The organism is Ruminococcus sporogenes, from assembly GCF_054655175.1.
In genome coordinates, this window is record NZ_BAAHOA010000006.1 from 26,245 (window position 1) to 46,248 (window position 20,004).

17 protein-coding genes are annotated in these 20,004 nt (G+C 41.7%); 15 read left to right on the plus strand and 2 right to left on the minus strand.

Going from position 1 to position 20,004, the window contains the following annotated elements:
* Positions 1 to 230: 230 nt before the first annotated feature.
* Complete coding sequence (gene rpmH / locus ACYQ0N_RS14700; RefSeq protein WP_177532876.1) at positions 231 to 365, minus strand: 50S ribosomal protein L34; 135 nt, start codon at positions 363 to 365, stop codon at positions 231 to 233.
* A gap of 306 nt (positions 366 to 671) precedes the next feature.
* On the opposite strand from rpmH, the gene dnaA reads away from it, so the two are divergent.
* From dnaA to ACYQ0N_RS14770, 14 genes are all read left to right on the plus strand, one after another.
* Positions 672 to 2,030 (plus strand): chromosomal replication initiator protein DnaA, encoded by a 1,359-nt coding sequence (gene dnaA, locus ACYQ0N_RS14705; protein ID WP_177532877.1) that lies wholly within the window; start codon positions 672 to 674, stop codon positions 2,028 to 2,030.
* A gap of 973 nt (positions 2,031 to 3,003) precedes the next feature.
* A complete protein-coding gene (gene dnaN, locus ACYQ0N_RS14710) occupies positions 3,004 to 4,116 on the plus strand; it encodes a DNA polymerase III subunit beta (RefSeq protein ID WP_460163108.1) in 1,113 nt (370 codons plus the stop codon).
* Positions 4,117 to 4,124: 8 nt separating this feature from the next.
* Entirely contained in the window at positions 4,125 to 4,343 is a 219-nt protein-coding gene (locus tag ACYQ0N_RS14715; protein WP_177532878.1) for an RNA-binding S4 domain-containing protein, read from the plus strand.
* A complete protein-coding gene (recF, locus tag ACYQ0N_RS14720; RefSeq protein WP_460163109.1) occupies positions 4,340 to 5,467 on the plus strand; it encodes a DNA replication/repair protein RecF in 1,128 nt (375 codons plus the stop codon). Before ACYQ0N_RS14715 ends, recF begins: the two co-directional genes overlap by 4 nt.
* Positions 5,468 to 5,473: 6 nt before the next feature.
* Positions 5,474 to 5,731, plus strand: a complete 258-nt coding sequence (gene remB, locus ACYQ0N_RS14725) for an extracellular matrix regulator RemB (RefSeq protein WP_177532880.1) — start codon at positions 5,474 to 5,476, stop codon at positions 5,729 to 5,731.
* A gap of 160 nt (positions 5,732 to 5,891) precedes the next feature.
* A complete protein-coding gene (gene gyrB, locus ACYQ0N_RS14730; RefSeq protein ID WP_177532881.1) occupies positions 5,892 to 7,829 on the plus strand; it encodes a DNA topoisomerase (ATP-hydrolyzing) subunit B in 1,938 nt (645 codons plus the stop codon).
* A gap of 26 nt (positions 7,830 to 7,855) precedes the next feature.
* Positions 7,856 to 8,488 (plus strand): YcxB family protein, encoded by a 633-nt coding sequence (locus ACYQ0N_RS14735; protein ID WP_177532882.1) that lies wholly within the window; start codon positions 7,856 to 7,858, stop codon positions 8,486 to 8,488.
* A 4-nt stretch (positions 8,489 to 8,492) separates the two neighbouring features.
* Positions 8,493 to 11,042: a DNA gyrase subunit A gene (gyrA, locus tag ACYQ0N_RS14740; protein ID WP_177532883.1), complete on the plus strand. Its 2,550-nt coding sequence runs from the start codon at positions 8,493 to 8,495 to the stop codon at positions 11,040 to 11,042.
* Positions 11,042 to 11,491 (plus strand): hypothetical protein, encoded by a 450-nt coding sequence (locus ACYQ0N_RS14745; protein WP_177532884.1) that lies wholly within the window; start codon positions 11,042 to 11,044, stop codon positions 11,489 to 11,491. Before gyrA ends, ACYQ0N_RS14745 begins: the two co-directional genes overlap by 1 nt.
* Before the next feature lie 144 nt (positions 11,492 to 11,635).
* Complete coding sequence (locus ACYQ0N_RS14750) at positions 11,636 to 11,989, plus strand: GntR family transcriptional regulator (RefSeq protein ID WP_177532885.1); 354 nt, start codon at positions 11,636 to 11,638, stop codon at positions 11,987 to 11,989.
* Positions 11,986 to 12,918, plus strand: coding sequence for an ABC transporter ATP-binding protein (locus ACYQ0N_RS14755; RefSeq protein ID WP_460163110.1), 933 nt, complete (start codon positions 11,986 to 11,988; stop codon positions 12,916 to 12,918). The genes ACYQ0N_RS14750 and ACYQ0N_RS14755 overlap by 4 nt, the downstream gene beginning before the upstream one ends.
* Positions 12,887 to 15,430, plus strand: a complete 2,544-nt coding sequence (locus ACYQ0N_RS14760) for a hypothetical protein (RefSeq protein WP_460163111.1) — start codon at positions 12,887 to 12,889, stop codon at positions 15,428 to 15,430. The genes ACYQ0N_RS14755 and ACYQ0N_RS14760 overlap by 32 nt, the downstream gene beginning before the upstream one ends.
* A 113-nt stretch (positions 15,431 to 15,543) precedes the next feature.
* A complete protein-coding gene (locus ACYQ0N_RS14765; RefSeq protein ID WP_460163112.1) occupies positions 15,544 to 18,183 on the plus strand; it encodes a cation-translocating P-type ATPase in 2,640 nt (879 codons plus the stop codon).
* A gap of 111 nt (positions 18,184 to 18,294) precedes the next feature.
* Positions 18,295 to 18,855, plus strand: a complete 561-nt coding sequence (locus ACYQ0N_RS14770) for a lipocalin family protein (RefSeq protein WP_460163113.1) — start codon at positions 18,295 to 18,297, stop codon at positions 18,853 to 18,855.
* 327 nt (positions 18,856 to 19,182) lie between these two features.
* On the opposite strand, the gene ACYQ0N_RS14775 is transcribed toward ACYQ0N_RS14770, so the two are convergent.
* On the minus strand, positions 19,183 to 19,452 hold the full coding sequence (locus tag ACYQ0N_RS14775) for a helix-turn-helix domain-containing protein (RefSeq protein ID WP_460163114.1): 270 nt from the start codon (positions 19,450 to 19,452) through the stop codon (positions 19,183 to 19,185).
* Between the two features lie 148 nt (positions 19,453 to 19,600).
* Here ACYQ0N_RS14775 and ACYQ0N_RS14780 point away from each other — a divergent pair, with 148 nt between their 5' ends.
* Entirely contained in the window at positions 19,601 to 19,918 is a 318-nt protein-coding gene (locus tag ACYQ0N_RS14780) for a helix-turn-helix domain-containing protein (RefSeq protein WP_460163115.1), read from the plus strand.
* Positions 19,919 to 20,004 lie beyond the last annotated feature (86 nt).

Sequence of the window (20,004 nt, forward strand, 5' to 3'; positions counted from 1 at the left end):
AAGGAGAATATTTTAAAGCGCACAAATCAAACGTTTTTTTATACATTCCGCATAATTTCCGAGAATACGGCTTATACGCTTTAAAATTTTATTTTTTTATTCCCGCCCGTCAAAACGGACAGATTAAGCTTTAAGGCGTGCAAGAAACTGCTCGGCGGACCTCGCTTTGAAGCGGCGTCCTCCGGCACTTTAAAACAAAAGACCACAAGAAAAATGTGGTCCGCTTATGCTTAGTGAGTCAGTCTTGCTCTGCCCTTTGCTCTTCTGCGGGCAAGAACCTTTCTTCCGTTCGAATCAGACATTCTCTTACGGAAGCCGTGCTCCTTCTTTCTGTGGATCTTCTTAGGCTGATAAGTTCTTTTCACTTTATTTCCTCCTCCCGTTAGGTAGATAAGTAAACGCGCCTGTTTCCAAGCGGCGCGGTCTTTTAAAATTCAAGCAGATACACTTTCGCCCAATCATAGCTTTTAATGTACCCATAAATTATACATGATTATTCTGTGCTTGTCAAGTATTTTTTTATAAGGCCCGATTTTTTTATCTTCCGCCTTAATTTCTCTTAAAAAAAGCCCTCCTCTCAGCTTGCACTTTTTAATAAATTATGCTATACTATTATTAATTGTAAAAAATCAGGAACTTTAAACGGTTTCGGTAACCGGAGGTAAAAAGATATGAATTCCTTTGAAGAGGTATTTAACTGTATAATAGACTATTGCAGAGACGTAGGAGAAGTAGGCGACGTCGCCATAAAGCTATGGATAAAAACGCTCCAGCCCATAAGCCTTGAGGGTAACAGGGCTATTTTTTCGGTAGACTCCGATTTCCAGAGAGGAGTCGTCATAGCAAACTACGGAGACCTCCTCAAGCAGGCTTTCAAGGCAACGCTGGGCTTCGACGTTGAAATCGACATCAGGATTCCCGACGAAATGAGAATAAACAAGCCTGTGGATCTTGATTCTCTTGAGGAAAAGCAGCACGAGCTTGAAAAAAGCTATGAATACGCAAAATATGACTATACCTTCGATACATTTATAGTCGGCAGCTCGAACGAATTCGCCTACGCCGCGTGCAAAGCTGTGGCCGACGGCGGCGGCGGAATGGTATACAATCCGCTGTTTATATACGGTCCCTCGGGGCTTGGCAAAACTCATCTTATAACCGCGACCGCAAAGGAAATGAAAAATAAGAATAACGATCTCAACATCATATACGTTACCGGAGAAACATTTTCAAGCGAGATCATCAACGCCATACAAACCAACAGCACGACTAAATTTCATGACAAATACAGAAGCGCGGACGTGCTTTTAGTCGACGATATTCAGTTTATCGCAGGAAAAAACAGTACTCAGGAGGAATTTTTCCATACCTTCAACGCTCTTTATCAGGACGGAAAGCAGATTGTTCTTACCTCCGACCGTCCTCCTAAGGCTATCAAAACCCTTGAGGACAGAATACGCTCCAGATTTGAATCGGGACTTATCGCAGATATAAATACTCCGGACTTTGAAACCAGAATGGCCATCATAAAGCGCAAGGCGGAGCTTTTAGAGCTTAAAATACCGGACGACGTTGCACAGTTCATCGCAAACAAGCTAAAAACAAATATCAGACAGCTCGAAGGAGCTGTAAAAAAGCTTAAGGCCTTAAATCACTACGCGGGCAGTCAGCCCTCTATATCCATGGCGCAGAGCGTTATAAGAGATATTCTCAACGACGATCAGCCGCTGCCTATAACCGTTGAAAAAATAATTGCCGAGGTCGCAAACGTTTACGGCGTTACGCCGGAGGATATACGCTCGACAAAGCGCGCCTCCGCAGTTTCAAACGCAAGAAAAATCGCAATTTACGTTGTAAGGGAAATCACGCAGATGCCGCTCGCTTCCATAGGAGTGGAATTCGGCGGAAGAGATCACTCCACTATTGTTTACGCGGTCAATAATGTTTCCGCAAGCATAAAAAAGGACTCTCATCTAAAAGAACTTGTCGAGGATATGATAAAAAATATCAAGGACCGCAGTAACGCCTGATTTTTTTATAAAAACAGTTTTTAACAGCGTTTTCAACAGTGTGTTGAAAGTTGTGTTGAATTTCTGAAGCCGGTTCTCCGCGGTTTTATGAAAAAGGAAATAATATTTCCACAATATTCAAAATATTAGATTGAACAGGCTGTTTAAACAAAAAATAATTTCCACATTTTTTTCAACCTTTTTTTCTATTTCAACACACAATCCTTCAACATTCCGAACAACGTTTTGGACATTAAACATCTTCAATATTCTGTCAACAGGAGCTTTATGAAAACTTATTACCCTCTGATACGCGAAATTTAAGGGTTTGTCCTAAAATTCAACAAATCCACAGACACTACTACTACTACTAAAAATAATAATATATATTATTGATTAATAAGCTTCGCTTATAAAATAAAAAACAGTCTGAATGTTAAATTCTATACAGACTGTAATTATTACGTTTAGTATAATAGCTCCTTTCTAAAAAATTGAAAGATATAAAAATACTTAGATAAATTTAAATAGTCGGTAGAGGAATAAAGCTTTTCTCTTGCTCTTATAAAAATAATATTTCGACATATAAAAAAATGGGAGATATAAAAATACTTGGATAATTTCAAATGATTGGTAAAGAAATAAAAGTTTTTCGCTTGCTCTTATAAAAATAACATTCCGACATATAAAAAAATGGAAGATATAAAAATACTTGGATAATTTCAAATGATTGGTAAAGAAATAAAAGCTTTTCGCTTGCTCTTATAAAAATAATATTCCGACATAAAAAAATGAGAGAAATAAAAATACTTGAATAATTTAAAATGATTGGTAAAGAAATAAAAGCTTTTCGATTGCTCTTATAAAAATAATATTCCGACATATAAAAAAATGGGAGATATAAAAATACTTGAAAAATTTCAAATGATTGGTAAAGAAATAAAAGTTTTTTGCTTACTTTTTTTCAAAAAAGTAAGAGTGAAAGGAGAATAATATGAATCCTATAAAATTTGCATGTAAAAAGGATGAGATATGCGCCGCTATCGGAAACGTATCCAAGGCTGTTTCGCCTAAATCCACAATAACCGCTTTAGAAGGAATCAGACTTCTGCTAAACGGTACAAGCCTTGAGTTGACGGGCTATGACCTTGAGATCGGTATTACAACCGTAATAGAGGTTGATTCGGAGGACAGGGGAGAGATAGTGCTTAATTCACGTCTTTTCAGTGAGATAACCAGGCGAATGCCTTCCGATACGGTATACTTTGAGGTTGATGAGAATCTGAATATGAAAATAAGCGGAGGAAACGCCCAGTATCAGATTTCAGCAATAAGCGCGGAGGAATATCCCGCGCTTCCGGATATTTCAAGAGAAAACGGTATTTTTCTCAATCAGGAAATACTAAAAAGCATGATAAACCAGACAAACTATGCCGTTTCTCTTTTGGATACAAAGCCGATTCTGACCGGAGAGCTTTTCGACATTGAAAACGGCGGCTTCAATATGGTCGCTATCGACGGCTTCAGACTGGCTATCAGACACGAGAAGATAAACGCTTCGGAAAAATATTATTTTGTAGTTCCGTCAAAGGCGCTTATGGAGGCTTCGCGCCTTCTCAAGGACGACGCTGAAAACGACTGCGAAATTTATGTGGACTCCAAATATGTGGTAATAGAGGTAAACGGCTACAGGATTTTCACAAGACTTTTAGAGGGAGAATTTCACGCCTATAAAAACAGCGTTCCCAAGGATTTTACAACAGAGGCGATAGTAAATACAAGCGATATCGTGCATTGTCTTGAGAGATGCTCGCTGCTGCTCAATGAAAAAAACAAGGCGCCTGTTAAATGCAGCTTTAAGGACGGTCAGATAAAGGTAAGCTGCCGGACCGCAATAGGACGGCTTGAGGACAGCATTCCCGCAGATATAAGCGGAGACGAAGTTCTTATAGGGTTTAATAACAAATATCTGCTGGATTCTCTTAAGGCGGCGGAAACGGATAAGGTAAGAATACAGATGACCGGCTCTAACAGAGCGGTCAAGATTGCTCCGATGGAGGGGGACAGCTTTACATTCATTGTAATGCCGGTCCAGATAAAGGGATAGGTGTAAAAATGGACAAGGAAATCATTGAAACTACAATAACGACGGAATTTATAAAGCTCGACTCTCTGCTTAAATTTTCCGGTTTGACGGATACCGGAGGCTTTGCCAAGGAGCTTATACAAAACGGTTCGGTATGCGTCAACGGAGAGGTATGCACCATGAGAGGAAAGAAAATAAGACCGGGGGACGAGGTTTCCGTGGAAAAATTCATTATCAGGGTGTCATGATCGTTACATCGCTTGCAGCGGACGGCTTTAAGAATCTTGAAGAGGTTCTGATAAATCCCCACCCTAAGCTTAACCTGATTACGGGAATGAACGCGCAGGGCAAAACAAATCTGATAGAGGCGATCTGGCTTACGACAGGCTGCCGCAGCTTCAGAGGCTCTAAGGACAGAGATTATATCGGAATAGATAAAAGATGTATGAGCATAGGGCTTTCTTTTTATGACGGAAGAAGAAAGCAGATTATAAGCTATGCCATGAGCAGGGACGGTATAAAGGAAAAAAGAGTTTCCTTAAACGGAGTTCCTATGAAGGGTACAGGCGGACTTTTTGAAAGCTTTAAATGCGTTGTGTTTACTCCCGACGATATTGATCTTATTAGGGGAGGGCCGGATAAAAGAAGAAGCTTCGCGGATCTCTGCGCCTGTCAGCTTAGACATAAAAATCTCGATACGGTAAGACGGTATGAAATACTGCTGAATCAGAGAAACGCTCTTTTGAAATCTATCGCTTCGGGAAGATCCTCGGCGGATTCTCTCAGCGTATGGGATCAGCAGGTTGCCGCAATAGGAACAGCCGTTTCACAGAGAAGGTGTCAGTATATTAAGCAGCTTGACGAAACCTGCCGCCAGCTTTACAGCAGTATAACGGGAGGAAGGGAAACGCTTTCTATAGGTTACAGCTCAAATATTTTCGGGTGCGAGGTTGAGGAAGAGGATAAGGGCGAATTTGCAGTAGGCAGATATTTTAAAAGGCTTAGGGATTCGGAGGAAGACGATATAAGGCTCGGTTATACCGTCTGGGGAGCGCACAGGGACGACATTATTATTAAAATAAACGGAATGAGCATAAAGGAATACGGCTCGCAGGGACAGAAAAAAACGGCGGCTCTTGTTTTAAAGCTTGGACAAGCGGAGATTTTTTATAAAAACCGCGACGAGGCTCCGGTGATACTCCTTGACGACGTTATGGGAGAATTGGACGAAAGCCGGCAGAAGCTTGTTTTTGAAGTGATAGAAGGTATGCAGGTTTTTATAACAGCCTGCAATGAGAACGCGGTAAAGGGTTTGTGCGACGGAAAGCATTACAGAGTAGAAAACGGAAGAGTTTCCGAAAACGGAGAGTGATAAGCCTTGTATTTGCACCTTGGCGGCGACGTGTCGGTAAGCGACGCTTCAATAATCGGGATATTTGATATAGAAAATACAACGACCGGAAAAACCACCGGTCATCTGCTCGACAGGGCGCAGAGGGAGAAACGCGTTGTAAACGTATCCTATGAAATGCCCAAGAGCTTTATAATATGCGTTGAAAAGGGTGAGGAAAGGGTATATATTTCTCAGATTTCAGCGGCGACGTTAAGAAAAAGATATAAAAGCCTTTTTAGATGAATGCAGAATGTTTGCAATCCGCGGTAAAATAAATTTAAGGAAACGGTTTTTAAGCCGGGAGATAAACCGATCATGGAATGGTAGGAAATCGCCGTATTTCTTGAATTTAAAGAGTTAAGCCGATGGGAATACATATAAATCGGTCAGGAGGAAATTTTAAATGTCAGAAAATCAGATAACGGAAAATCAGAATTATGACGAAAATCAGATACAGGTGCTGGAGGGACTGGAGGCGGTTAGAAAGCGTCCGGGAATGTATATAGGATCTACAGGTCCGAAGGGTCTCCATCACTTGGTTTATGAGATCGTGGACAATTCAATAGACGAGGCTCTGGCAGGCTTCTGTTCCGAAATTAGAGTCGATATATTAGAGGGAAACGTTATAAGGGTGTCGGACAACGGCAGAGGCATACCTACCGGAATACATCCTAAGGAGGGTATTTCCGCGGCAACTGTGGTATATACCATTCTGCATGCCGGAGGAAAATTCGGAGGCGGCGGATATAAGGTTTCCGGAGGTCTCCACGGTGTGGGCGCGTCTGTTGTAAACGCTTTGTCGGAATGGCTTGAGCTTACGGTTAAGGACGGCAGCAGCGTGCATTTTCAGCGTTTTGAAAGAGGAGAATACTCCGAACCGCTGAAAATAATAGGAGAAACTGAAGAAACGGGTACTTCCGTTATGTTTAAGGCGGACGGAGAAATATTCGAGGATACGACCTACGATTACGAGGTGCTGCTGAAGCGATTAAGGGAACAGGCATTTTTAAACGCCGGAATAAAGATCGTATTCAGCGATAAGAGGGACGAGGAGAATATAAAATCCGAGGTTCTGCATTATGAGGGCGGAATAAGGCAATTTGTGGAGCATATCCATAAAACAAAGGGGCTTGAATCTCTTTCGGATAAGGTTATCTATGTTTCCGGTATGCAGGGGGATTCCTTTGCGGAAGTGGCAATGCAGTATAACGACAGCTATAACGAGGTTATTCTTTCATTCGCGAATAATATACATACAGTGGACGGCGGTTCTCATGAAACAGGCTTTAAAAACGCGCTTACTAAGGTTATTAACGAATATGGAAAAAAATTCAATCTTCTCAAGGACGGAGAAAAACTTCTGGGCGACGACGTAAGAGAAGGACTGACTGCAATTATATCCGTTAAGCTGACAGACTGCGAATTTGAGGGACAGACCAAGGGCAGACTGGGAAATCCGGAGGTAAAGGGCTTTGTTGAAAAAATGGTAATGGAAAAGCTCATGTGTTACCTTGAAGAAAATCCCGTCGAGGCGAAGGCTATATTTGAAAAATCAGTAGCGGCGCAGAGAGCGAGGGAGGCGGCTAAAAAGGCGAGAGAGACCGCCAGAAGAAAAACTGCTATGGAAAGCGCGTCGCTGCCCGGAAAGCTTGCCGACTGCTCGGAGCACGATACTGAAATGACGGAAATATATATAGTCGAGGGAGATTCGGCAGGAGGCTCCGCCAAGGAGGGAAGAGACAGACGCTATCAGGCGATTCTCCCTCTGTGGGGAAAGATGCTCAACGTTGAAAAGGCAAGGATAGACAAGGTTTACGGCAATGAAAAGCTTATGCCTGTGGTAACTGCTCTGGGAACAAGCATAGGCGAGGATTTTGATATAAGCAAGCTCAGGTACGGTAAAATAATCATTATGGCCGACGCGGACGTTGACGGTTCTCATATCAGAACTCTGCTTCTTACTTTCTTTTTCAGATTTATGAAGCCGCTTATAACAAACGGAAATATATATATTGCACAGCCTCCGCTTTTCAAGGTTTTCAGAGGAAAAAAGGTAAGATATGCTTTTTCCGATGAGGAAAGAGACGAATATATAGCCGAGCTTACAACGGAAAACGGTACAAAGCCGGAGGTTCAGCGATATAAAGGTCTCGGAGAGATGGATCCTGAGCAGCTTTGGGAAACGACTATGAATCCCGAAACCAGAACAATGCTTAAAATCGACATGGAGGACGCCGTTAAGGCTGATGAAACGTTTACTATCCTGATGGGCGACAAGGTTGCTCCCAGAAGAGAATTCATAGAAGCCAACGCCAAATATGTTGAAAATCTTGATATATAGAGGATTTTAACGGAGAAAGGATTTATATGGAAGAGGAAGCTATCATAAAGAGAAAATATTCTATTCCCTATGAGATGTTCGGAGAGGCGTTCATAACGTTCCAGAAGAAGTTCGTTTATCCTCGGAATACCGTTATGGCGTCGCTGCTTATCGTCGCGGCGGCTCTCAACGTAGTTTATATTGCGCAGGGAAAAGCGACGACCTTCGGATATGTGCTTGTGCTCGTATGTCTTGCGCTTGCGTTTGTAAACTGGTATAATCCGAAAAAGCTCAGAAGAAATCTTATGGAATCCATAAAGGGGATAGAAAACGACGTTTATCAGCTTCAGGTAATGGCGGATAAGCTTATTATCGGAACGGTTATAGAGCCGGAGGAAAACGGGGAAAGGCAGAAAGAGGAATACGAGGAGGTTTTCGGAGATACTCCGAAGGCTGAAGAAATAAGAGATACCGAAATATATCTTACAAAAGACGTAAGGGTAATAGAAAAAAAAGATTTTTTTATGGTTTATTTAAAAAGGGCTATGTTTTACGTTATTCCAAAAAAGGATTTTACCGAAGAGGAAATAACCGTTATGCAGATTCATTTTCAAAAAAAGCTTGAAAAAAATTACAGTGCAGATAAAAGCTTGAGTAAAACAACAGTGAAGAGGAAGTAAGAAAATGTATAATGACAATTCAAAGGTCCGCAATGTCGATATAGACAAGGAAATGCGAAAATCATTCCTTGAATATTCTATGTCGGTTATAGTGGCAAGAGCGCTTCCGGACGTCAGAGACGGAATGAAGCCGGTGCACAGGCGTATTATATACACAATGAACGAGTCGGGAAACACCTATGACAAGGCCTATAGAAAGTGCGCGTATACGGTCGGAGAGGTGCTGGGTAAATATCATCCTCACGGCGACGCGTCCGTTTACGACGCCCTCGTTCGTCTTGCGCAGAAATTCTCCCTTCGTTATCCGCTTATAGACGGTCACGGAAACTTCGGCTCGGTAGACGGAGATCCGCCGGCTGCTTACCGTTATACTGAGGCAAGAATGTCGAAAATGGCGGGGGAAATGCTGACCGATATAGGAAAGGATACGATCCCCTATACCACAAACTATGACGATAAGCTTAAAGAGCCTGTGGTTTTGCCAAGCAGATTTCCTAATCTTCTGGTGAACGGCTCAACCGGTATCGCAGTGGGAATGGCTACAAATATCCCTCCTCATAATTTGGGAGAGGTCATCGACGCTATCGATATGGTGATGGAAAATCCCGATTGCACTCTCGACGAAATAATGGAGTGTATAAAGGGACCGGATTTTCCTACAGGCGGTATTATCATGGGACGCTCGGGAATCAGAGCCGCTTACGGAACAGGAAGAGGAAAAATAACGCTGAGGGCTAAAACCTCCATCGAAGAGATAAAGGGCAGACAGTGTATCATAATAACCGAAATTCCCTATATGGTTAACAAGGCAAGACTGGTCGAGAGTATGGCTAACCTTGTTAAGGACAAGAGAATCGACGGAATTCATTTTATAAGGGACGAATCTGGCAGAGACGGTATGAGAATCGTGGTTGAGCTGAAAAGGGACGCTGCCGCGCAGATTGTGCTGAATAAGCTTTTTTCATATACCCAGCTTCAGGATACGGTCGGAGTTATTATGCTCGCGCTGGTTGACGGAGAGCCGAAGGTTCTGACCTTAAAGCAGTGCCTTGAGCAATATGTAAAGTTTCAGGTAGAGGTTATCCGCCGCAGGACGGAATTCGATCTGAAAAAAGCAAAGGCAAGGGCGCATATACTTGAAGGTCTGGTAATTGCCGCAGATAATATAGACGAGGTAGTAGAGATATGTAAGACCTCTGAAAGCATACCTCATTCCAAGCGGAGATTACAGGAAAGATTTAATCTTTCAGAGGCTCAGGCTGAAGCGATAGTACAGATGACGCTCGGAAAGCTGACGGGTCTTGAAAGACAGAAAATTCTTGACGAATTGGACGAGCTTCTGAAGAAGATAGCCGAGCTTGAGGCAATTTTAGCCGACGAGGAAAAAATACATCAGATTATAAAGGACGAGCTTGCCGAAATAAGAAGAAAGTATAACGACGACAGAAGAACTATGATTGAATCCGTAAGCGGAGAGGTCGATATAGAGGATCTTATTCCCAATGAGGAATGCGTCGTGACTTATACGAATATCGGATATATTAAAAGAATGCCGGTCGACGTTTATAAGACTCAGAAAAGAGGGGGACGCGGAGTTTCCGGTATGAAGCAGCGCGAGGAGGATTTTGTAAGCGAAATGTTTATAGCCTCCGCACATGATAATATTCTTTTCATATCAAATAAGGGAATCATGTATAAGCTAAAGTGCTACGAGGTGCCGGAAGGCTCAAAGGCGTCAAGAGGCTTAAACGCCGTAAATCTTCTGCCGCTGGAGGAAAATGAGAAAATTGCCGCAATGATAAAAACCTCAGATTTTGACGAAGGCAAATATATCAATATGGTTACGAAAAACGGCAAAATCAAGAGAACGGCTCTTTCAGCTTATAAAAACGTCCGCAAGAACGGTCTTATCGCTATAGGTCTTGACGAGGGCGACGAGATTGCCGGAGTGAGAATGACGGACGGAAACGCTCAGCTTTTCGTGGCTACGCATGACGGAATGGTTATACATCTTGAAGAGGATAAGGTAAGAGCAATGTCGCGTTCGGCGCACGGAGTAAGAGCTATCAAGCTCAGGGACGGCGACTATGTAGTTTCAATGGCAAGAGTAAGAAACGGAGCCACTCTGTTGACTGTGACTGACAAGGGATACGGAAAAAGAACCGAAATATCAGGATATAAGGTTCAGAACAGAGGCGGCTACGGCTTGAAAAATTATAAGGTCGGAGAGGAAAAGGGCTATATCTGCGGTATCAAGGTGGTTGATGAAAGCGACGATATAATTCTTATATCCAGCGACGGCGTTATAATAAGAATAAGGTGCGAGGATATCAGGGTTATGGGAAGATATGCCGCGGGCGTTAGAGTTATGAAGGTTTCCGATGAAAACAAGGTAGTATCGTTTACAAGAGCCGAAAGGGACGAGGAAGCTGAGGTTGAGGCTGTGGAACAGCCGACAGAAGAGGAAATTGCCGAGGATATGAAAAATTCTGAGGCGGAGGAGGCGGAAAGCGAAGCCGCCGATCTGGACGCTATTGACGAGGAAGAAAAATAATGGAGTCTTTGAATGTAAAAACAAAGGCGGGATGCGCCGCGGTTATGACCGCGGCAAGTCTTTTCGCACAGTGGGCGCATTGGTTTATATTTGAAAAGATAGAATTTTCAAGCTTTTATCTGTTTTTTACTCCGCTTGTACTATGCTTTATGTATCGTCTGCTCATGGCGGACAGCGAAAACGGAGGAAGATTTTCCAAGCCGTTTATATTTATATTTACGGTTGCGCTGCCCCTTGCAGCCGCGTTTATAATAAGCGTATTTATGCTTTTGAATTATCCCGATATAAGCACGTTTTCAGCGGTCAGGCAGGAAAGCGGCATACCCTCCGAGCTGATTGCCCTTTATTCGGGCAGAATATTTATAACCTCTGTTTATCTTCTGGCTTATTCGGGCATTGATATTTTTATTTCAAAAATATGGCGGAATTTAAAAAAATCCGGAAAATAATATATTTTTTACGGAACGTTTACAAGGCGTTCCTTTTTCTTTGAAAATTTTCCGTTATAAATATATCTTGACAAAGGCTAAAAATTGTTGTATACTAACTGTATTAGTTGATATCGTACACCAAATGGCCGGGGAGGTGGCATAATGTTTGACCTTGATCTTCAAAGCAGAACTCCGATATACGAGCAGCTCTATAAAAAAACAGTGGAGCTGATCATCAAAGGGGTGTTAAAGGAAAATGAACAATTACCCAGCGTTAGAAGTCTTGCAAAGGATCTGAGCGTAAACCCTAATACAGTATCAAAGGCTTATCAGGAGCTTGAGAGAAATAAGATAATATATTCGGTGTCCGGAAGGGGCAGCTTTGTTTCAAAGATCGTGGATTCTTCAGTCAAGGATTATATACTTTCCGATTTTGATGAAAAAGCCTCCGAGGCGCTGAAAATCGGTATTTCAAAGGATGAGCTCAAGGAAAGAATAGAGGAGATGGAAATATGATAGAGCTTAAAGAGGTTACAAAGCAGTTTGACGATTTCAAGGTGCTTGATAAAATAAGCCTTACTATTCCAAAAGGCGCTGCTTTTGGGCTTTTAGGCTCGAACGGCGCCGGAAAATCGACGATTCTCCGCCTTATATCCGGTATTTATTCGGCGGAGGAGGGCGAGGTAACGGCGGATAATGAAAACATATACGATAATCCGGCAATAAAGGAAAGAATATTTTTTATAAACGACGAAACTATACAATTTACTAATTTTACTCTGGAAGAGCTTAAAAATTATTATAAAAGCTTTTACCCTAAATTTTCAGAGGAGCTTTTTGAAAAGCTGAGAACTACGATAAATCTGCCTTTAAAAAAGAAGCTGAACGCTTTTTCAAAGGGAATGAAGCGTCAGGCGGTTGTAATAACGGCTCTTGCATGCCAAACGGACTATCTGCTGCTGGACGAGGCGTTTGACGGTCTTGATCCTACCATGAGAATAATTGTTAAAAGAATGCTGGTTGACGCCATGTTAGACAGGGAGCTGACTACGGTTATATCTTCCCACAATCTCAAGGAAATTAACGAGGTCTGCGACAGGGTAGCGCTGCTTCATCAGGGGAAAATAGTTTTTGCAAGAGAGCTTGACAGCGTAAAGGGTAATATACATAAGATTCAGGCGGTATTCAGAGCCGCGGATTCGTCTATGCCTCAGTATTACAGCAAGGAGGAGCTTTCCGGAACGGGGATTGAGATTCTCCATTTTGAAAAAAACCAGAGCGTTTATCACATAATCGCCAAGGGAGATGTGGAGGATATAAAAGAAAAGCTTCAGCCTAAGGATCCTGTAGTGCTTGACATTATACCGCTTTCGCTGGAGGAAATATTTATTTATGAAATGGAGGCGCTGGGCTATGACTTTAACGCGATTGAAATCGACAAATAATACGAGATTTCTGACCAATTTTAAATTATCTGTAAAATCCGGCAGGAAAATACTTATCGTTTTATCAGTTTTGCAGCTTCTCGGACTGCCTGTCATGGCGGCGGTAGCGGTTTCAGCCGCGGCGGACGACGGCGGAAACTCGGCGCAGTCTCAGGTAGCTTTCATACTCATATCAATTTTCTGTCTTGCGGCCGCCGTACTCTGCGGAATAATTATAGCTGTGAACAATTTCAGCTATCTCTATAAAAAATCGCAGGTCGATATGATTTATTCCCTTCCCATAAAGAAAAAATTCAAGTTCCTCAGCGATTATGCGTCCGGACTTGTTATATATATAGTACCCTACATAGTCGCGTGCATTATCTGCAATTTTATACTTTTTTGCGGCAGAGTCTGCGTTGATGAGCTTACTGAAATATTTTCAGACGGTTCCTTAATGACTCTTGTTATGCAGGGAGAGTTTGCGGGACTGTTAGTTATGATAATGCTTTATACGCTTTCAGTACTTGTTTTATCCTGCTGCGGGACGCTTTTTGAAAGCATCATGAATATATTTATGATAAACGGACTTATTCCCGGGGCAATATCGGTTGTTGCGGCAATGCTTTTCGCCAATCTTTACGGAGTGCCGATATTTGAAACGGTAGCGCCGGTTTTAGGATATACAAGTCCCTTGGGCGCGGTTATATATATGATTTACGTTTTGGGAAGCGAGGAATATATATACAGCTCGGAAGTATTCAGTATAAATGCGGGCGTCTACGGAAAGTGGGTATTGTTTTTTCTCGGCGCGACGGCGCTTTATTTTCTGCTGACTATGTTTCTCTATAACCGCAGAAAGGCGGAGGACGTATCTAAGCCTTACGTTTTCAAGCTGTTATATTACATAGTTGTTACCGTTATATCAATGGCAATATCTCTTATTGCGAGATATCAGTTTTCTATGATATTTCCGGTAATCATTTTCTCATTTATAGTTTATATGATATTTGAGGTAATAACAAACAGGGGCTTTAAGAAAATTTATAAGTCCTTGATAAGATACGCCGTCACAATGGTTGGAATACTGATTATCTGCGTTGCCGCAATAGGTACCCGCGGTTTCGGCGTTGAGGGAAAGACATATTCGCCGTCTAGAGTTAAAAGCGTGGAGGTAAGCTACGGCGGAATTGACAATATTATGGACTTATATAGCGTAATAGACGGATACAGCATGTCTATGTATATGGAAAACGGTAATCTGATTGAATATAAGGACAGTGAAATAATAGAGAAAATAACGCAGGTTCAAAAGGACGCTATAAAAACCTACCGCAGCGGAGAATACGGCAATTACAGCAGCATGGAGAATATTTTTTACCAATCTGTTTATTATGAGGGAGATTACAATTTAAATTATGAAGAATCCTATGATTATCCCTGTTATGATATAACCTTTAGGTTTAATCTTAAGACGGGAGGAAAGGTTAAGAGAAATTATCAGCTAAGCTTTAATCAGATAAAGGAGCTTTTCATTCTTGATTCCACAGAGGAGCTTGCGGAGCGGCGTGCGGACTATCTTTACGATTCGCTTATCAGGGAATTCAACAATAACAAATATAAGGTATATACGCTAAACTATAACTACATAAAAAATAATTACAGCGATACGGAACAAATATCTATGAATCCTGACGAGGCCAAGCAGCTCAAAGAAAATTACAGGCTCGACTATCTTGAATCCTCCTTAGACGAGCTTTCGTCCTCAAGAGTCGTATGCTATGTAAACGGAAATATACCAATCAGGGAATGCTTTGAGAGGACAATAAGCTTTATAAAAAATCACGGCGGTCTTGAGATTTCTTCACATTATCCGTATTACATGCTGGAATTAGAGGGTATACTTTATCCGCCGGAGGGCTTTGAAAGCTGGGGCAGAAATGATGTAACGGCAACCTTCGGCTACGTTAAGGTAATGGAATCGCTGGGACATGTTTTAACAAACGGTCAGACTCTGGATCTGCTTAAATACGCAACCTCAAGCTTTTACGCAGAGGAAGACTGCTATGTTATGGAAATAAACGGCGAATATTACGCAGTGCCGGCGGAAAACAGCCAAAAGGCGGCTAAGCTTTATGAGGATAGCAGGAATAAAGTAAACCGATATGAATTTGACGAATTTATGGAGGATTTAAGCTATTACAGCGACGCGGACGCTTTTATAAACGATTTAATTGATGGAGATTATTATTTTTATGCTGATATAGAAAAAGCGATGGATATGCGATGGATAAGAAACGTCGGTGATTTCAGCGAATATTCACGGAATTTGGGCAATGATGTTTCAGAGGAGGCAAAGCAGACCTGGAACGAATTTAATCTGCTTAAAAAATTTTTCAACTTTACGTCGCTGGAGGAATATAAATATAACGCGGACGAAAAGGGTGAAAGCTACGATATAAACAGTCTGGAAAATGAATGGATAGAATATAAAGAGGCGTTTCCCGCAATAAGCTCAAAAAGCCTTAAATAAAAATATCCCCCGAAAAAGGGGGGATATTTTTTGCTTTTTTCAAAAGCAAAAAACATATTTACAGACAAACTCTCATAAAATTTAAGGACAACTGTATCAAAGGAGATATAATTATGAGAGGACTGACATCAAAGCAAGCGGAAAAGCTGCTTGAGCAATACGGCGAAAATGTTATGGAAAGCAAAAAAGGGAACGGTCCGATTAAAATATTTGCAGGACAGTTCAAGGACGTAATGGTGATGATCCTTCTTGCGGCAACCGGAATTTCGGTTTTTCTGGGAGAAATTTACGACGCTATAACAATCATTCTCATAGTACTTTTAAACGCTATACTTGGATTTATTCAGGAATACCGTACCGAAAAAACGCTGGAGGCGCTGAAAAACATGACCGCGCCGTCTGCAAAGGCGTTGAGAGACGGTAAAAAAACTATTGTTCCCGCCGCAAAAATAGTGCCGGGGGATCTGGTGCTGCTGGAAACGGGAGACAGGGTTCCGGCGGACTGCGTTCTGCTGGAAACAAACAATTTCTATGCGGACGAATCAATGCTGACGGGAGAATCCGAACCGGTAAACAAAACCAACGGCTCCGAATCGGATACCGACAATTCCCTGAACCGCCGCTGCATAGCCTATTCCGGTACTGTTATAACAGGAGGAAACGCAAAGGGACTGGTTATAGCCACAGGTAAAAATTCACAGATGGGCAATATTTCCACAATGATAAGTCAGGCTGAAAACCAGCAGACTCCGCTGCAAAAGCGTCTGGGGGAGCTTGGAAAGGTGGTTGCGGCTATCTGTATAGCCGTTTGCTTTATTGTGTTCGGCGCCGGAGTTTTAAGAGGAGAACCGGTCTTTGAAATGCTTATGACCGGTATAACAATAGCAATTGCCGCTATTCCCGAAGGACTTCCCGCAACGGTAACTATAGCTCTTGCTTTGGCGGTCAGCAGAATGCTGAAACAAAAGGCTTTGGTAAACAGGCTTCATTCTGTTGAAACTCTCGGCTGTACCTCCGTTATCTGCTCGGATAAAACAGGCACTATTACTGAAAATAAAATGACAGTCAAAAATATTTACACGGATATGAAGGAATTTGACGTAACGGGCAGCGGCTACAGGATAAACGGAGAAATCAGACTGGGAGAAACAAAGCCTAATCCGAAAGCCGTACCTCCCCTTTACGAGCTTTTAAAATGCGCCGTTTACTGCTCCAACGCTGAAATATCTTCCGACAGCAAGCTTAATATGCGAAACAGAGGCTCTATTTCAGGCGGCGGAAGCTGGCAGGTAAGCGGAAATCCTACCGAGGCGGCTCTGCTTATTGCGGCGGCTAAGGGAGGGATAACAAAAAGCGGACTTAACGATATGCGTAAAATATCGGAAATACCCTTTGACAGCAAGACGAAATTCATGTCCGTAAAAATGAAAGCAAGCTCCGGCTCGGTTACGGAATATCTTAAAGGCGCTCCGGATATACTCCTTAAAAAATGTGCCTTTATTATGACGTCTGACGGCGAAAAGCCAATGACTGAACAGCTCAGAAGAAAAATAGAGGATGAAATAAACTCGTTATCATCAAGGGCTTTAAGAGTTCTTGCGCTTGCGGAAAAATCTATTAACAGCGATACCGCCTCCGGCAGCGGACTTGTTTTTCTTGGACTCGCGGCAATGCAGGATCCTCCGAGGGAGGAGGCCAAGGAGGCTATCAGGAAGTGTGCCGGCGCAAAGATAAAAACAGTTATGATAACAGGCGACCATAAGGAAACAGCGGTAGCTATCGCAAAGCAGGCGGGACTGCTTAAGGGCGGAAAGGCCGTTACCGGCGCCGAGCTCGACGCTATGAGCGACGCCGAGCTTGACAGACGGCTTGATGAATTCACCGTATATGCCAGAGTTAATCCGTCCCATAAGCTGAGGCTCGTCAAGGCATATAAGAGAAAAGGGCATATAGTAACCATGACAGGCGACGGAGTAAACGACGCTCCCGCCGTCAAGGAAGCCGACGTGGGAGTAGCTATGGGTATAACCGGAACGGACGTTACCAAGCAGGCGGCCGACGTTATACTTCTTGACGATAACTTTGCAACGCTGGTGAAAGCCGCCGAGCAGGGCAGAGGAATATACGCGAATATAAGAAAATTTGTAAGATATCTTCTTTCCTGCAATATAGGAGAGGTAATAACAATGTTTCTCAGTATTCTGATGGGCTTTCCTATGGTTATGCTTCCGACTCAGCTTTTGCTTGTAAATCTTGTTACAGACGGACTTCCGGCTATTGCGCTGGGAATGGAGCCATGCGGAAAAGACGTCATGAAAAAAGCTCCGAGAAAGCCGGACGAAAGCTTTTTCTCTGACGGTCTTATGTTCAAGATAATTTTCAGGGGCATTATGATCGGTCTCTGCACGTTAGGCTGCTTTACTGTTCTGCTGCGGATGAACTGCGGAATAGCCGCCGCAAGAACAGGCGCGCTGGCTACGCTTATAATTTCACAGCTTGTCCACGTTTTTGAATGTAAATCGGAAACAAAGGGGATTTTCAGTATCAATTATTTCGATAATTTAAAGCTGATAGGCGCCGTTCTGATTTCTCTCGGCGTACTTGCCGCCGCCATGTACATACCGGTGGTACAGACGGTTTTTTCAACAGTTTCCCTTGGAAAAACTCCTCTTCTCATTTCACTGGGATTTTCATTTGCCGTCCCCGTAATATCAGGTATTGGAATGTTCTTTTCAAGAAAAAGACGGCGATAAGCTATACAAATATATTTTTATCATAATCGCTTTATTGTTTAAGTTTGATAATGACATATCGTTTATTATATGATATAATTAAGAATACAAAAAATGAAATGAGGAAAAAAGATGTTAAAAAAATTATCGGCAATACTAATCCTTATAGCTATGACCGCTGCTCTTGCCGGCTGCGGAAACGATAAGGATTCATCGTCAAAAAACGAGTCCTCCGCGACAACCGAAGCTATAACTGAAGAAATCACAGAGGAAGAGACGGAAACCCTGACAGAAGCTCCGGCAGAGTCCGAACCAACCGCGGCTGAAAGTGAAAATTCCGGAAGCGCGGACACTGCTAATACAGAAGAAAGTATTTTGGGAAAATGGAAATCAGAATATGTTCTCGATTCTCAAGGCAACGCGGCTACTGTGGCTCAATACAGCGAACAGTTAGGTCAGGAGGCGGACGCCCTCGATATGGAGATTGAGTTTAAGGACGATAAAACAGTACTCGTAAATTCCACCTCCGACGGTGAAGAAACCGGAACATATACGGTCGACGGAGCGGTTATTTCTATGACTGACGATTCTGACGGTTCGGTTATGACGCTGATTTATGATACGGAAAGCAAGATGATTCTTATTGACTTTACAGGCACAGGCTCCATATTTATCGGATTTACAATGCAATAAATGAAACCCCCGTTTGAAACGGGGGTTTTTTATTGCTTTTACAAAAAGCATAGTAAAAGTTGTTTTTCATTTCTTTGCACGCAAAATTTAGCTTTTGAAAAAAGCAAAGCAAAAGTATTTTTCATTTCTTTGCTCGCACAAAGAAACGAAACAAAGAAATGCGCCGGCTCAAACGCCGCCGGACCGCTATGCCGCATAAAGCGGCAAATTTTATACATGAATGTGTGAGATAACTAAATTGACTCCCATTAAAAGCTTACATATCTCGGATGAAAAAATCTCCTCTGTTAGATAAGAACATAGTTGAAGTGAATTGCAAGTAGGAGATTAATCTATACCTCTTAACAGCCAGCTTGTTTCAATATCCAAAGCTTTTGCAATATCATAGAGAGTAGAAATGTAAATTATCATACTATATCCCCTATATTCGATACGACTTATAAATTTTCTGCTTTTTCCAATCATTTTACCAAGTTGCATTTCTGTTAATCTTTTTTTCTTTCTGTAATATTTAATGTTATTGCCAAGAATCTTACATTTTTCCCTATAAGCCTTACTTTTCATATATTCATTAATTCCTTCAAATTCCTTTTTCATTTTAACACTTCCTTTTTTACATAACCAATATTTAGCAAATATATTGTTTCCGATATTATTATACATCAATAGTAGTATATTGTCAACTACTATTGATGATTTATAAAAACTTTAGTTTACGTTATACTATAACTAAGGGAGTGACAATATGAGTGTTGGAAGTAGAATTACTAAATTAAGAAAAAATAGAGGATATACAAGAGAAGTATTAGCTGAACGTGCTAATATTTCTGTTCAATTTTTATCAGACATTGAAAAAGATAAGAAAAGCATGACAATAAATACACTTAGAAAATTATCTAAAGCATTATTTGTGACAACAGATTATATTGTTAATGGTGATGAAGAACCAGATGAATCCGATGAATTAAAAGCCATGCTTAATGCTATGTCAATTGAAAACAAGAAGTTTGCTATTAAATTACTTGAAGTTTTTATAGAATCAACTGAAAGAAAAGATAAATAACATATTATATAACCACTCTTTATAGGGTGGTCTTTTTATATTATTACTAATTTGAATTAAACTCAATCTTATAAAGCATAGGAGAT